Annotated in this window: 11 protein-coding genes; 9 read left to right on the top strand and 2 right to left on the bottom strand. The window is 43.5% G+C overall.

What is annotated here, in order from left to right:
• Nucleotides 1–101 precede the first annotated feature (101 nt).
• The 8 genes from AC3B6P_RS06755 to AC3B6P_RS06720 all read left to right on the top strand — a co-directional run bounded on the left by AC3B6P_RS06755 (nucleotide 102) and on the right by AC3B6P_RS06720 (nucleotide 12,593).
• On the top strand, nucleotides 102–1,874 hold the full coding sequence (locus AC3B6P_RS06755) for an outer membrane protein assembly factor BamB family protein (RefSeq protein ID WP_489805329.1): 1,773 nt from the start codon (nucleotides 102–104) through the stop codon (nucleotides 1,872–1,874).
• On the top strand, nucleotides 1,871–2,518 hold the full coding sequence (locus AC3B6P_RS06750) for a hypothetical protein (protein WP_489805561.1): 648 nt from the start codon (nucleotides 1,871–1,873) through the stop codon (nucleotides 2,516–2,518). Before AC3B6P_RS06755 ends, AC3B6P_RS06750 begins: the two co-directional genes overlap by 4 nt.
• A gap of 256 nt (nucleotides 2,519–2,774) precedes the next feature.
• The gene (locus AC3B6P_RS06745) at nucleotides 2,775–3,398 is read left to right on the top strand and encodes a sugar dehydrogenase complex small subunit (protein WP_489805328.1); all 624 of its coding nucleotides are present in this window, start codon (nucleotides 2,775–2,777) and stop codon (nucleotides 3,396–3,398) included.
• 14 nt (nucleotides 3,399–3,412) lie between these two features.
• Complete coding sequence (locus AC3B6P_RS06740) at nucleotides 3,413–5,008, top strand: GMC family oxidoreductase (protein WP_489805327.1); 1,596 nt, start codon at nucleotides 3,413–3,415, stop codon at nucleotides 5,006–5,008.
• A 1-nt stretch (nucleotide 5,009) separates the two neighbouring features.
• Nucleotides 5,010–6,398 carry a c-type cytochrome gene (locus tag AC3B6P_RS06735; protein ID WP_489805326.1) on the top strand — a complete coding sequence of 463 codons (1,389 nt, stop codon included), beginning with the start codon at nucleotides 5,010–5,012 and terminating at the stop codon, nucleotides 6,396–6,398.
• Between the two features lies 1 nt (nucleotide 6,399).
• Nucleotides 6,400–6,906 carry a GlcG/HbpS family heme-binding protein gene (locus AC3B6P_RS06730; protein WP_489805325.1) on the top strand — a complete coding sequence of 169 codons (507 nt, stop codon included), beginning with the start codon at nucleotides 6,400–6,402 and terminating at the stop codon, nucleotides 6,904–6,906.
• 172 nt (nucleotides 6,907–7,078) lie between these two features.
• Entirely contained in the window at nucleotides 7,079–9,961 is a 2,883-nt protein-coding gene (locus AC3B6P_RS06725; RefSeq protein ID WP_489805324.1) for an FAD-binding and (Fe-S)-binding domain-containing protein, read from the top strand.
• A gap of 94 nt (nucleotides 9,962–10,055) precedes the next feature.
• Nucleotides 10,056–12,593, top strand: a complete 2,538-nt coding sequence (locus AC3B6P_RS06720; protein WP_489805323.1) for a cation:proton antiporter — start codon at nucleotides 10,056–10,058, stop codon at nucleotides 12,591–12,593.
• 7 nt (nucleotides 12,594–12,600) lie between these two features.
• Here AC3B6P_RS06720 and AC3B6P_RS06715 read toward each other — a convergent pair whose 3' ends face one another.
• A complete protein-coding gene (locus AC3B6P_RS06715; RefSeq protein WP_489805322.1) occupies nucleotides 12,601–13,986 on the bottom strand; it encodes a peptide MFS transporter in 1,386 nt (461 codons plus the stop codon).
• A 181-nt stretch (nucleotides 13,987–14,167) separates the two neighbouring features.
• Between AC3B6P_RS06715 and bfr the strand changes: the two genes are divergently transcribed.
• A complete protein-coding gene (gene bfr / locus AC3B6P_RS06710) occupies nucleotides 14,168–14,656 on the top strand; it encodes a bacterioferritin (protein WP_489805321.1) in 489 nt (162 codons plus the stop codon).
• A 1-nt stretch (nucleotide 14,657) separates the two neighbouring features.
• Here bfr and AC3B6P_RS06705 read toward each other — a convergent pair whose 3' ends face one another.
• Nucleotides 14,658–14,894, bottom strand: a complete 237-nt coding sequence (locus tag AC3B6P_RS06705) for a (2Fe-2S)-binding protein (protein ID WP_489805320.1) — start codon at nucleotides 14,892–14,894, stop codon at nucleotides 14,658–14,660.
• Nucleotides 14,895–14,904 lie beyond the last annotated feature (10 nt).

Genomic DNA, 14,904 nt, shown 5'->3' with positions numbered 1-14,904 from the left:
ATATTCTATAACGTTCCCGTGATACACAGGAACGTTAATTTTATTTGTATAATTTTCTTTATACCCTCTACCAATGACAAGAGAATAAAAGGGACATTTATATGAAAGACAATAAAGCAATCCTTTTTATCATCAGTGCTATTGGTGTTCTTATAACAGTTGCAGGACTATGCCTGGCTGGCGGAGGGATTTACCTTATCAGCCATGGGGATACAGTAGCCTATTTAATTCTTGGTATAGGTTTAATATCCGTCGGAATTGGAACAATATTACGGAAAAGCTGGACGTTGTTCCTTGCGTTAATCTTGCTGGTCATCAGCGTTATCTGGGCTATCTGGGAAGGCGGAAATCATTTCTGGCAGATATTCCCTCGGATTAACGTCTTCCTCGCCATTGCTATTGGCGTTGTCATTATTTCTCCATGGTTGAGAAAAAAAGATGGCACTCCAGTCGTTAATGGGAAAATTGCAGGCATGCTAGGTGCTTTCCTGGCTGTTATTTTTGGCGGAACGCTTTATGAGGTCTTTCAGCCTCATGCGGAAATCTCCTCAAATGGAGAGGAGGCCAAAATCCTGGATAAAGACGCTGGTAAAGAAACAGGGCAGGACTGGCCAGCATGGGGAAGCACATTAAGTGGTACCAAATTTGCCAAATTTGCACAAATCAATCGGGAGAATGTCAATAAACTGAAAATTGCCTGGACTTATCGAACAGGTGATATGGCTATTGACGGCTCTGAATATCAACTTAATCCGATCAAGGTCAATAATACCCTTTATATCTGTACACCACTCAACAAAGTCATTGCGCTTGATCCTGTAACAGGAAAGGAAAAGTGGCGTTATGACCCGCATGTGAAGATTACTGAAAGTAATCAGGCATGGAAGCGATGCCGCGGCGTCAGCTATACGGATCTGAACTCCTCAAACGAAACAAGTATTCAGGCTGCGTCAGAAAACCAATCTTCAAACTGTCATTCCAAAAGAATCGTCAGCACGACAGTCGATGGCAGGCTTTTTGAAGTTGACGCAGATAATGGCCAACTTTGTCATGATTTTGGACATGAAGGCTTTATAGACCTAAAGGAAGGGTTGAACGACGCCCCCGAAGAAGGTTCTTATTACGTTACATCTGCACCACTCGTCGCCGATGGCATCATCATGGTTGGCGGAAAGATGAATGACAATTTATCTGTTGGTGAGCCTTCCGGCGTTGTGCGCGGCTATGATGCCCAATCAGGGAAACTGATCTGGGCATGGGATCCATCCCGTGGTGCTTCTGACAGCACACCGCTTCCCGCGGGAGAACATTACGCACCAGAATCCCCTAATTTTTGGGGGACAGCCGCTTATGATCCCAAATTAGGGCTGGCTTATTTCCCTACAGGAAACCAGACACCAGATTTCTGGACAGGGAATCGCCATCCATATTCCAACGAATATAATGATGCGATTGTCGCTGTTGACATCAAAACCGGAAGAGAGCGCTGGCATTTCCGTACAGCAAATATTGACCAGTTTGACTATGATGTCAGCTCACAACCTATCCTCTATGATATGCCCCAGCAGGATGGTTCAAAACGTCCTGTCCTGATCCAGGGGACAAAAAGAGGTGAGGTATTTGTTCTTGATCGCCGTACAGGTGAACCTGTTGTTCCTGTCGAAAACCGTCCAGTTCCGACCGATGTCATGCCTGGGATGCAGGTTGCGGATCATCAACCATTCTCGGCAATTTCAGTGGGGACAACCCCATTACAAAGTAAGGATATGTGGGGCGCGACAATCTTTGACCAGCTTTATTGCCGGGCAACCTTTGACAATCTTCGCTGGGAAGGGCCATGGACTCCTCTTTCAGATAAGAGAAAGATACGCTGATCTGGCCGGGATATTATGGTGGACAAAACTGGGGCGGTGGCGCTTTTGACCCAACGACTGGAATTCTCTATGTGAATGATATTCGTATGGCCATGGTCGGTCGTTTTCTCAAACAGGATGAAGCTGCTCATGCAGGCCTTGCCCCTAGTACTGAAGGTGAATATTCCACTCAGACAGGAACTCCGTGGGGTGTTGCGCGCCGTATGTTCCTTTCTCCACTGGGAGCACCATGCTTCAAACCTCCTTATGGTTCTTTAACGGCTATTGACCTCAACACGCAGAAAAAACTCTGGAGTGTCCCCATAGGGAGTATCAAAGACGCTACGATGTACGGGATTTTCAAAAAAGGGCTACACCCCAATCTTGATGTCCCAGTCGGTATGCCCACTATGGGTGGACCTCTGGTGACAGCTGGTGGCCTGACTTTCTTTGAAGGGTCTCTGGATTATTACCTGCGTGCTTTTGATAACCAGACAGGAAAAGTCATATGGCGTGCACGCTTGCCTGTAGGGGCTCAGGGTTCTCCAGTGAGCTATATAGGCGCTGACAACAAACAATATATCATCGTTGTAGCAGGAGGCGGAACACGCACAGGAACCAACAAAAACCGAGGTGATTACGTCATAGCATACGCTTTGCCATAATCTGTAACATATTGCAGGCCAGTATATTTCAGAAAATCATACTGGCCTGCATCTGTTTTTATAAATAATAATTTGTTAATTATTTAATCGTAATTATTTAATTTATACATTACATGTATTTTCTTGCATATATTAAGTTTATATCACCATAATTTTACATAATGAGACTCAAATAACTTATAAAATAGATTAACTTTTTAAAGAAACAGGAATAACATCATCTTTATATCGTGAATAATATTTCAGAGGTAATGCTATGTCTGTTTCCCGAAGGCAATTGCTTCTTGCCTTAGCAACTGTGGCTCCTTCTGCCATGTTTATTGCGCCTTCTTTTGCTTCTATATCAGATGATGAAGCAGATAAATTTCTGAAAATCAGTCAGATCATTACAGGAAACAGGCATCTTAATAGTGCCATTTCACGGCGTATTGAGAGCGCCCTGATGAAACGTATAGATAATTTTTCTTCAAAACTGGAACGCCTAAACAAGATATTTTCCTCATCAATGGATCGTAACAGTCTATTGGAAAAGCTTTCAGAGGAAGAAACTGCATTTGCCTTTGAAATCGCAAAACCTTGGTATCTCGGCTTTGTCGGCACCCCGAAGGGGAATATGCTGAATGATGATGACGCAGAGTTCATGACATATTTACACGCTCAGTCCTATGAGCTTGTACAAAATGAACTACCACGTCCTGGTTACCCACCGAAGGCACGTGACTGGTGGATAAATCCGCCTAATGATCTTAAAGCCCCTCCCATGAACGAAAGCATTAAGGACTGGAGCGTCCAGCAACCAGGGGCAGATGGAGAGATCGTTCCGGCTGATAAAGGGTGGAAAGCATATGCCCTTGGCGAAACCGAAATTAAACCTTCCTGATATAGAATATGACCATGAATAACTTTGATGCAGATGTTATTATTGTTGGCTCTGGTTTCTTAGGGACATTTGTCGCGTTGGAACTTACAAAAGCCGGGAAAAGCGTTGTTATAATTGAGGCTGGCCCGAAGCTTGCTGACTGGAAAGTGACAGAAAATTACCGTTCCAGCCCGCGTAAGGGAAATTGGAATGATCCTTTCGGGGAGGTATCCTGGGCCCCCAACTCGCAGACAAAAGGCTATTTCACCGCCGATGCAGATGGCGTTACAAATCTTCCCGGTGGTACACTCCGCATTGCAGGAGGGACGTCACGTCACTGGACAGGGTCAACCTGGCGTTTTTTGCCAGAAGATATGAAATTGAAAACGCTTTATGGTGTAGGGCGTGACTGGCCTATCAGTTATGAAGAGATAGAACCTTATCTGACTGAAGCTGAATATTATATAGGTGTCAATGGCGTAGATTCAGACGACCAGTCTGGTGGCAATCGTCTTCATTATCCCCCCCGCTCAAAGCCTTTCCCATTACCGCCTGAAGCAAAAAGCTATATGACACAACGTCTCCAGGCGAGATTGGCCTCTGTTGGCATAAGGGTCTTACATGCAAGCTGCGCCCGTATTTCACAACCTTATAAGGAACGGCCCGGCTGTATTGGAAATAATATGTGCCAGCCTAATTGCCCGATCGGGGCCCGCTATTCCGGCATTATGAGTTTAAAAGATGCGATGGATCACGGAGCCAAGCTGATAACAAATGCTGTTGTTGATCAGATTATCAAAGGTGAACACAATAAAATAAAGGCAGTTTCTTACAGAACACCGAAGGGAGAAAGAACAACACTTACGGCAAAAGAGTTTGTCATTGCTGGTCACGGTTACGAAACGCCCAAACTGTTATTATTAAATGAAATTGCCAATCGATCTTCGATGGTTGGCCGTAATCTGATGTGCCATCCCGGGCTGAATTTTAGTTTTATGGCTGATGAAGAACTCTGGCAGGGACGAGGGCCTTTCATTAGTGGTGCCATTCTGGACAGGCGTAATATGTCTGACAGGAACAAAATAGCATCTCTTCACTATGATATCCTGAATATCAACTGGACACCTGATATTACAGGGAACATTCTAAAGCAGAAGAAATGGCTTGGCGCCGCTCTTGATAACAAAATACGACATGACATTTCCCGTTATGTCTTTATCCAGAGCCTTGCCGAAGATTTGCCTGAACCATCAAATAGTGTCTCTCTCAACAGAGACTGGAAAGATTCTCTTGGGTTGCCAGGCTTACATATCCGCTACCGGCTTAATGATTATATCAAAGGCCTGAAACCCCGGATCGAAAATGACTATGCCAATATGATGCATGCCATGAATGCTGATCGTGTATCTCCTCCTGAGATATGGAACGCAGAAGACCACATTATGGGAACAGTCATCATGGGGGATAATCCGGCAGATTCAGTTGTTAATAAAGATTTACGCACTCATGATCATGATAATCTTTTTTTGGTGACAACTGGTGTTTTCCCATCCTCTTCAGCTGTAAACCCAACTTTAATGGGAATGGCTTTAGCCATAAGAGCCGGCCGCTTGATTGCCAGGGAGGTTTGAGATGCGCCGCTTATCCTCTCTGATTATTCTAGGTAGTATCACCCTGGGTACCTTATCGGTCTGCAAAACTGGCAGAGCTGCTCCAGACCCCACACTTGTCAAACGAGGTGAATATCTCGCTACGGCTGCTGATTGTGGAGCCTGTCACGATTCAAAAGAAAAAGGATTGATGGCAGGAGGCCTCGCACTTCACAGTCCTACCGGCGATATATTTGCACCAAATATCACGCCAGACAAAAAGACAGGTATCGGCTCATGGACAGAAACACAATTTGCCGATGCTCTGCGTAAGGGAACGTCACCTACATTGGGCACACTTTACCCGGCTATGCCTTATACAGCCTATAATGGTCTGACAGACGAAGACATCCATGCGTTATATTCTTATTTCATGTTAGGTGTTCCAGCCATTGATAATGTGACTGAGAAAACAGAACTACCATTTCCGTTTTACAGGATAACGCTACCTATCTGGAAACTTCTTTTTAACAAGCCTTATAAAATAGACATTAAAGCGAATTCTCCACAGATAGAACGAGGCCGTTACCTCGTTGATCATCTGGAGCATTGTTCAACATGCCATACACCGCGCAACATCATGCTGGCTGAAAAACATGATTCATATCTTGCAGGAGGGCGCGTCTGGCCATGGAGTGCGCCTAATATTACACCCTCACAACAAGGGATTGGTGAGTGGAGTAGGCAGGACATAAAGGATTTCCTCACAAAAGGGCATAATCGATATGCCGTTGCTGGTGGTGAAATGGGCCTGGCAGTCCAGCAAAGTCTTTCTCATCTGACAAATGAAGATCTAGACGCCATAACTGCTTACCTGAAAGTAATTCCTACCTACAGTCCCTCCTCAAAATTGGAGCGCAGTCCTTTCAAAAAAATCGATCATCCTGACTCCATTGATGAACCACAGATCAAAGGGGAACAGCTCCTTGATGACCATTCTCTTGACGGTGCGCGGCTTTACCAGGGGGCCTGTGCTGCCTGTCACGGCATTTATGGTGAGGGATCCAAGGATGCTGAGCATCCCTCTCTCTTATATAACGACACTGTAAGAATGAAGCAGCCTGATAATCTGATCAATGTAATCTCCAAAGGAATACATTATCGAGGTGTCGATGGAGAGCACTCCATGCCAGGCTTTTCAGGAAAACTTAGTGATAAACAGATCGCCAGTCTGACTAATTATGTAAGAGTTCAATTTTCCAATCAGGATTCACAGATAACTGAAAAATATATTAAAAAACTATCTATTTCAAAAAATAGTGATTACCTGATTGTAAAATATGCACGATTAATCATCGTGCTCGCTACGATTTGTATAGTAATGATATCTATAGTGGTTCTATTATGGAACCGCAAAAAAGGAGACAATTGATATGAAAAAAACTGCTTTTGCTTTACTTCTATCTGCTGCATCCCTGGGGTCTGCTTATGCTGCATCCGGTGTGGTAATGGTCCCGACAATCAGCTCTACTGTCGCAACGAAACTGGTTGCTGAGGCTGTACAGAATTGTGCCAAAAGAGGCTTTCCAGTTTCCTCATCAGTCGTAAACGCCGCTGGACAACGTATCGCTTTTTTACGTGGTGACGGCGCTCCTATGGATACAGATCCTGTCTCTTTCCGCAAAGCCTATACAATTTATTCATGGGGCACGAGCAATCATAAGCAGACTACAAGCGAGCTGCTAGATGCCAAAATCACAGGCCCCGCTGATGGTTCGATCACAACAATTGCAAAAATGCTCGCTGTTCCAGGTGGTGTAATCCTTCAGGATGAGAAGAACAATACAATCGGTGGCATCGGTGTTTCAGGGGTACCTGATGGTCATATTGATGAAGCCTGTGCCAAAGAGGCAATCGCCAAATATAAATCTGAACTCTGATAAATCCCTCTCATAAAATCTTACGAAGCCAGCTTGATTCCACTTTAGGAATTGAGCGGGCTTTGTCCGTATCCTGTTCTCAAATGAGATAACCCGAACAAAATAAAAGAATTGAACTCTTTGTTATTTTATTCCACTCTATTAACGAGTTTAGCGATAACGGAGTAACAAAGTGCGTGACAGGTTATCCCAATTTTTTGAAAGTCTGGCAGCGTCTGGCTTCCAGGGAGATTACAGCACTGATTACGCTGAACGCTTGATCGCAGCTACAGATAACTCCATTTATCAACTTCAACCTCAAGCGGTTATCTATCCCAAAACAGAAGATGACCTCATCCTTATCGTTAAGCTTGCCGCCTCATTAAAATTGCCTTTAACCGCACGTGGAGGGGGCACTGGAACCAATGCACAATCCCTGACACCTTATATTATTATCGATGTATCCCGTTACCTTGATAAAATTATTTCATTTAATGCAGAGCTGGAAACTGTCACTGTCCAGCCTGGTGTTATATTGACTCGTCTAAATGCCTATTTGAAGCCACTAGGTTATTTTTTCCCACCAACTGTTTCAACCGCAAATAGGGCAACAATTGGTGGAATGGTCGGGACTGACGCCTCAGGAAAAGGCTCCCGCCTTTACGGAAAAACTTCGGACTATCTGGAGGCTATGAAAATTATTCTCTCTAATGGAGAAATTTTCATGGCAAAAATTTTCAATCCCGCTGAGACCAAAATACTTCTAGACGAGGAAAGCAGGGCAGGGCAGGGATGCCGGGAAATTATACGTGTCATCAAGGAGCATGATGCTGAAATTGAGACCGTTTTTCCAAAAATGAATCGTGGTCTGACGGGATATAATCTTCAGCATGTTCTTTTCCCTGATGGATCTTTCAATCCCATGCGTCTGCTCTCAGGCTCAGAAGGGACATTAGGATTAACGCAGGAAATAACATTACGGGTAAAAAAACTTCCTCGTTTCAAACGTCTGGTTATCATCCGCTATAAACAGTTTGAAGCAGCACTTGGCCATATCAATACGCTCCTGACTGCCGCCCCCCTTGCGATTGAAATACTTGATGACCGCGTTTTAAACACAGCGCGGGATGATCAATCATGGGGTCTCATTGAGCCTGTTCTCGGAGGAACGACGTCAGAACCAGTCAATGGACTGAATTTTGTCGAATTTGTTGGGGACGACCTCTCTGAACTTCAGCGTGGAATGGAAAAAGTCAGGGAACTCTGCCAGAAACAAAGTGATGTGATCGATTTTCAGCTGATAGAAGATGAAAATATCATAGAAAGGCTCTGGTCTCTTCGTGCTTCTGCGGTTGGCCTTCTAGGGCGCCCTGTCGGTGAAAAACAGGCTATTCCCTTTATTGAAGATACTGCTGTCCCACCAGATGTATTGCCTGCATATGTTCAGGAATTCAGATCTATTCTGGACAACTATCATCTAAGTTATGGCATGTTTGGCCACGCTGATGTGGGGTGCCTGCATGTCCGTCCATTTATGGATATGAAATCGGAATCAGACCGTGCCTTGATAAGGCCTATTACAGAAAAACTAGTTGCTCTTACAAAAAAATATGGTGGTGTTTTGTGGGGAGAGCATGGAAGAGGGGTCAGAGGGGAATTTCTGCCTGTATTCTTTGGAGAAAAACTCTTTCCAGAATTATGTCGCATTAAGGCGGCTTTTGACCCGGATGATCTTTTTAACAGAGGGAAACTCGTTCCCCTTAAAGGCCATGCAGTCATCAAGATTGATGAAATACCCCTACGTGGATCACTTGACGCACAAATCGAACCATCCTGGAAACAAACCTTCAGCAAAGCGCTTCAATGTAACGGAAATGGCGCCTGCTTTAACCAGGAACCATTATCTGTTATGTGCCCCTCTTATAAGGCGACAAAAAACAGGCTTTATTCTCCCAAAGGAAGGACAGCTCTTCTTAAAGAATGGCTACGTCTAAAATCCATCTCCCAAAATGCGGGTAAAAAACAAAAGTTACGTTCAGTTGAAAAAACACTGAAACACTCTCTTTCCTTATGTCTGGCCTGTAAGGCATGTTCAACGCAATGCCCTATAAAAATTGATATTCCTCATTTACGGTCCCTTTTTTATCAAAAATTTTACCGCTTCCGGCTCCGTCCACTAAAGGATTACAGCATCGCCTTTCTGGAAAGTTTTCTAAAATTAGGACGTGCTAATCCTTCTTTGATCAATGGGATATTAAATCAGAGCCTTGTCAAATATGCCCTCAATTTTATCGGACTGGTTGATCTTCCGCGCTTTGACCCTGTTCATGTTCCTTCATCATATTTATTCACCTCTGATTGGCTGAAAAACAATGATGAAAAGAAAGTTTTGCTTTTACAGGATAGCTATACAAGCAGCTTTGATGGAAAATTGGCGGAAGATGCTTATGCTGTTTTAACCAGACTTGGTTATAATGTAAGACTTTCTCCTGTCTGGAATAATGGTAAAGCCTGCCATGTCCTTGGCTTTAGATCACTTTTTGCACGTACAGCGCGCAAAATGATCCAGAATTTACGCCCTTTTGAAGAATATAAAATCCCTGTTCTTTTTCTAGATGCTGCAACAGGGTTAATGTTTCAGAAAGAATATAGAGAAGTCCATAAAGATAACTCTTATTCCGTACAGAGCCTAGAATCTTTCCTTTTTAAAGAACTGGATAATTGCCCACGACAATTTGGAAAACAAAAAACTGATATCCAGGGAAAAACCCTTATCCCTCATTGCACAGCCCAGGCATTAACCCCAGAAACAGGATCCCAATGGCAAAGAATCTTTGCGTCATTTGGCCTGAAACTAGCCGTTAAACAAACCGGGTGTTGCGGTATGGCTGGCCTGTTTGGACATGAAAAACAGAATGTTTCTCTTTCTGAAAAGCTCTTTCGCATGAACTGGGAACAGTTTGTTACGGAAGATACGCTTGCAACGGGATTTTCTTGTCGTTGTCAGGCAGGCAGAATGAAGGGGACTAAATTGCAACACCCGATAGAATTTCTACGCCAATATCTGGAAAAATAACATAAAGATAATTTTTTCTAACCCATTTTAAATGAAAGATTATGATATAAGGAGATAGGATCGTGTCTTAACCAGTTATAAAAGAGAACGCATAATGGAAACAGGATTGGCAGCTATCATTTTAACGCTCGCTTTCCTGCTTTTTTTGGCTAGTCTTATTCAGCCTATTGCTAAAAAACTGCATATACCTGACACGGTATTAATTGCCATTATCGGCATTATCCTGGGGACAGTCTCTTCCGTTATTGTCAACTCTCTTGGCTTCGATCTTTTTGAAGGAGCCGCAGAAACTTTCATTTCCTTCCCGATCAATAGTGAAGCCTTTCTTCTTATTTTCCTGCCTCTTCTTGTATTTCAGGGGGCAATGAATATAGATGTGCGCAGCCTCGCTCATGAAACGGCGACCGTCCTTTTACTGGCTGTCGTGGCTGTTATCGTCTCGACGGCTACAATAGGCTTCGCGCTTTATCCCTTTGCAAAACAGTCCATAACGGTCTGTCTGCTACTAGGCGCAATCGTCGCAACGACTGACCCATCTGCTGTGGCGGGTATTTTCCGTGAAATCGGGGCCGCTGCACGCTTAAATCGTCTTGTTGAAGGGGAGGCTTTGCTAAATGACGCGGCTGCTATTGCCATATTCTCGATCCTGTTAACCTCTCTTACAGCTCATCATCAAATTCGTTTCGAAGAAGCTATTCTTGATTTTCTAAGCGAGTTTATCGGTGCAATCATTGTTGGTGTCGCTGTCGCCCGCCTGACATTATTACTGATTTCCTCCATGAGTGGTTTCCCCGCAGCAGAAGCGACATTAACCATCGTTCTGCCTTATGGTGTGTATATATTATGTGATGACATGCTTGGATTCTCTGGCGTTGTCGCAACAGCCTCTGCTGGTCTGACCATCTCAGCTTATGGCCCTTCAACCTTCAGACCACAAATATGGTCCTTTATTAAAGGACTTTGGGAGCAGCTTGTTTTCTGGGCAAGTTCCCTTGTGTTCATCCTTTCTACCATGCTGGTGCCAAAACTGATGTTTGGTCTTACATGGTGGGATTTTGTTTTAATCCTGATCGTAACAGCAGCGGCTCTGGTAGCACGTGCAGCTGTTATTTTTGGCCTTCTTCCCATTCTTAGTCTTACGCACCTAGCACCTTCAGTACCAACACGTTTCAAGACAACCATGGTCTGGGGAGGGCTGAGAGGGGCTATTACACTGGCTCTGGCTTTAGCTGTAACGGAAAATCCCAATATTAACAGTTCCATTACGCATTTCATCGGGATTGTTGCGACAGGATACGTTTTATTTACCCTTATGGTTAATGGCATGACGTTAAGACGTCTTGTTTTATACCTAAAACTTGATCAACTTTCTCCTGTTGATGAGGCCATGCGCCATCAGATTATTGGAATTGGGCTGGGACATGTTGCCAAAAAAGTTGAGGAAATTTCAAAAGAACTTGGCTTTCCCAAAAGAACGACCAATGGTGTAATCGGTCAGCTTGAAAGACGCGCTGAGAAAGAGAAGGCGGCCAATGAATTTGAAACAGCACTCAGTGACCGTAACCGCGTTACTGTTGCCCTGATTACCATTGCCAACCAGGAACGCTCTATTCTTTTAGATTTCTTCCGCATGCAAGGCCTTTCAAGCCGACGTGTCATGGAGACCCTCCTAAGAACCGCTGAAGCCATGATTGATGGCGCCAGACTGGAAGGACGTTATGGTTATGTACGCGCCCGCAGGAAACGGCTAAGCCCATCACTACGCTTTCAGATAGCACAGTTTCTACACCATCATTTTCATATAGACCGTCCCCTGATGTACTGCATGATGGAGCGTTTTGAGATGCTTATCATTGCTCATCTGGTTTCAACATCGCTGATCCGTTTTGTTCATAAAAGGATGGAACCTATTCTGGGGTCGCGTATCACTGAAATCGTGTCTGAGGTTCTAGGCAGGCAGGGAAAGCTGATTGATGATGCCCTTGAAGCTTTGAGATTACATTATTCCGGTTATTCCGAGGCATTGGAAAGTCGCCTCCTCAGGCAGGTCGCCTTACGTTTTGAAGATGATGAATATAATACACTTGCCCAGGAAAGCCTGATCTCTGATGAACTTCTACGTGAACTTCATAAGTCAATTGAACGTCATAAAGCACGGCTTGATACACCGCTTCGGTTTAACTTACGAAGTGGTATCGAACAAAGATTAAGGGCTTTCCGGGCTTTTAATGGTGTTCCTGATATGGCTTTACATAAACTTGCCGATAAAGTTTCAATGAATTTTCTCTCTCCTGGAGAAGTTCTGCTTAAAGAAGGACAAAAAATTAACACTATTTATGCCCAGGTCGCTGGTCTTATGGAATTTCATCTTGATGGAAAAGAATTAACATTAGGAGCAGGAGACTTGATCGGCGCAGCAAGCCTGCTTCATGGCAACAGGATGCCTGCTACCATACATTCCTTACAGTTTTCACATCTTCTGGCGATTCCACGACCTGTTTTCGAACAGCTTATGAAAGATTATCCCATCATCAAACGTCAGATATTACAGCGTGATTATTTAAGACTTAATGGAAAAATAATTGCTAAGACCATTACGACCGCCCATCTGGATCAGACAGAAGTGGCTTAGAAAACTTTCACTGCCCTTCATTTTCTACAAAAAGATGCCGAAAGAAGAAGGCACAAAAAAGAAAAAGAATACTGGCGAAAAGTGCAGCGCCAGCGTGAAGTAACCAGAATTCCGTGCCAGGAAGAATGGTTACGAGTGTCGCCACTTTTCCAACCAAAAGATTGGAAAATGCCAGATGAAGCGTAAAAAACGATACCAGTAAACTATTAACAGCCGCTGGGGCCATTCGTGAATAAAGGGCCATGCCTACAGCAAAAACCATGGAAAATCCAATATCATTAATGATATGAAACGCAACACCCCACCAGAGGTTAATGCTGTGAAGGACAGGATACAAAAGCTGCGCCAAAGCCAGACAGACCGGCCCGAAGGCAGCAATCAGACTTCCCCAGAAAATTTTCCAGATTTCTGGAACAAATCTGAAATGTTTCTCATATTTTCTCCAGAACCATAAAACAGCAACTGCGGTCACTGAGCTTATAAGCCCGTCCAGAGAGAGCAATGTACTGACAGGAAAATCATATCCCCAAAAAGTCAACTGATAATGCTCCTTTCCCCATAGAAGATAACCAGCAAAGATTTCTTCATTAGGGAGGGCACCAATAGCAAACACAAAAATCAGACCTATCAGCAGAGTGATTCGTTTTTTTTCATTTAATGAAAAGGGATTTCGCTTTTTCTGATATGTTCTTGCTACTTCAGGAGGAAGCCATTGCCGGCCAGCAAGATAACAGAACAATCCTAATCCCATTCCTGTCCCTGCACATAAAAATCCCCAGTGCCATGCTAATTTGCCCAGAAATGAACAGAGAAGGGGAGATATGATGACAGCAATCTGTACGCCAAGAGAATAAAGCTGATAGGCGTCGGCTCTGCGCTTGTCATTGGGAGCATAAAGAGCGCCCACCTGCGCTTTCATACTACCGCTGCATCCATTTCCAATTAAGAGACAGATAAGCGCTATAACAAAACTACTTTCAAAACTCATTAATCCATGGCCAAGTGTCATTAACACCGCGCCCAGAATAATTGTCCGCGTCCGTCCGATATAACGATCAGCAAGAATACTGCCTAAAAGCGGTAAGGCAGCAACAATGGCCATAAATAAGCCCATAATACTAGCTGCCAGCGCAGGGAGACCAGTCGGTGCATAGAGCCCTTTTACAAGAGCCAAAAGAGGGGTTATACCCCAGACATGAACACTATGCTCAGGGCGTAAAATATAATCCTGCATATATATGACAAGAAGGGCCAACATCCCATAAAGGGAAAAAGCTACCCATGCCTCTGTCAGAACGAGAACCCACAATCCTTTAGGATGCCCAAAGAAAGACTGTTCTGTAAGAAAAGCATTTTCTTCGTCTAGAGCTACATCTTCAATGGATTGTGTCATAAAAATATTCTTTCAGCTAAATTACATAGTATAGTTAAGAATAATTATGATAATTATTCTTAACTTGTCTTATTATATTATTAAAAATTATTTTGTAGACAAAAGAAGATATGAATCCTATTTTTGAATAAATCTTTTTTATGACTTTTCGTCGTAATTATCATTTTATAAAGGAAAGATAATGGCTATCAAAGATCCTAAGGTCATTGAACATCTCAATACGCAATTGACCAATGAATTAACCGCTATCAATCAATATTTTCTTCACGCTCGCACGCTGCAACATTGGGGTGTGACGCTTCTTGGCAAAAAAGAATATGCCGAATCTATTGAAGAAATGAAACATGCTGACTGGCTGATTGAGAGAATTCTTTTTCTCGGTGGATTGCCTAATGTACAGCGTTTAAACTCCATTCTCATTGGCCAGTCCGTTGAAGAGATCTTAAAATGTGATCTCAAGCTAGAAGAAAAAGCTATCGCTGATCTACGTGAAGGCATTGCATATTGTGAGCAGGTCAGAGATTACGTCTCAAGAGATCTTTTACTGGCAATCCTTAAAAACGAAGAAGAACACGAAGATTTCCTTGACCGTCAATTCGATTTAATCAAACAGATCGGCATTGAACGTTACATCCATAAAAACTCAGCGCCAGCACCTGAACAGGAGTGAATTAATCGCATTTTCCTGAAGATAATAACTGTAAACCAAGCTCTAAGGGCGTGTTACCAACCATAATACGCCTTTTTTGCAGCTCTTCTTTAAAGAGACATTTGACGTTTTTTAAGCAATTCCCACACTGAATCTGGCATTTTTTACGCTTATAAAGCTCAGGAAGTCGCATAGCGCCTTCATCAATAACCGCTGCAATATCATGATCAGAAAGGCTGTTACAGGAACATATGATCATGGAAATACCT

This window comes from Aristophania sp. ESL1142, assembly GCF_058107345.1.
The sequence above is the reverse complement of the archived record's forward strand: the minus strand, read 5'-3'. Positions and strand labels throughout refer to the sequence as shown.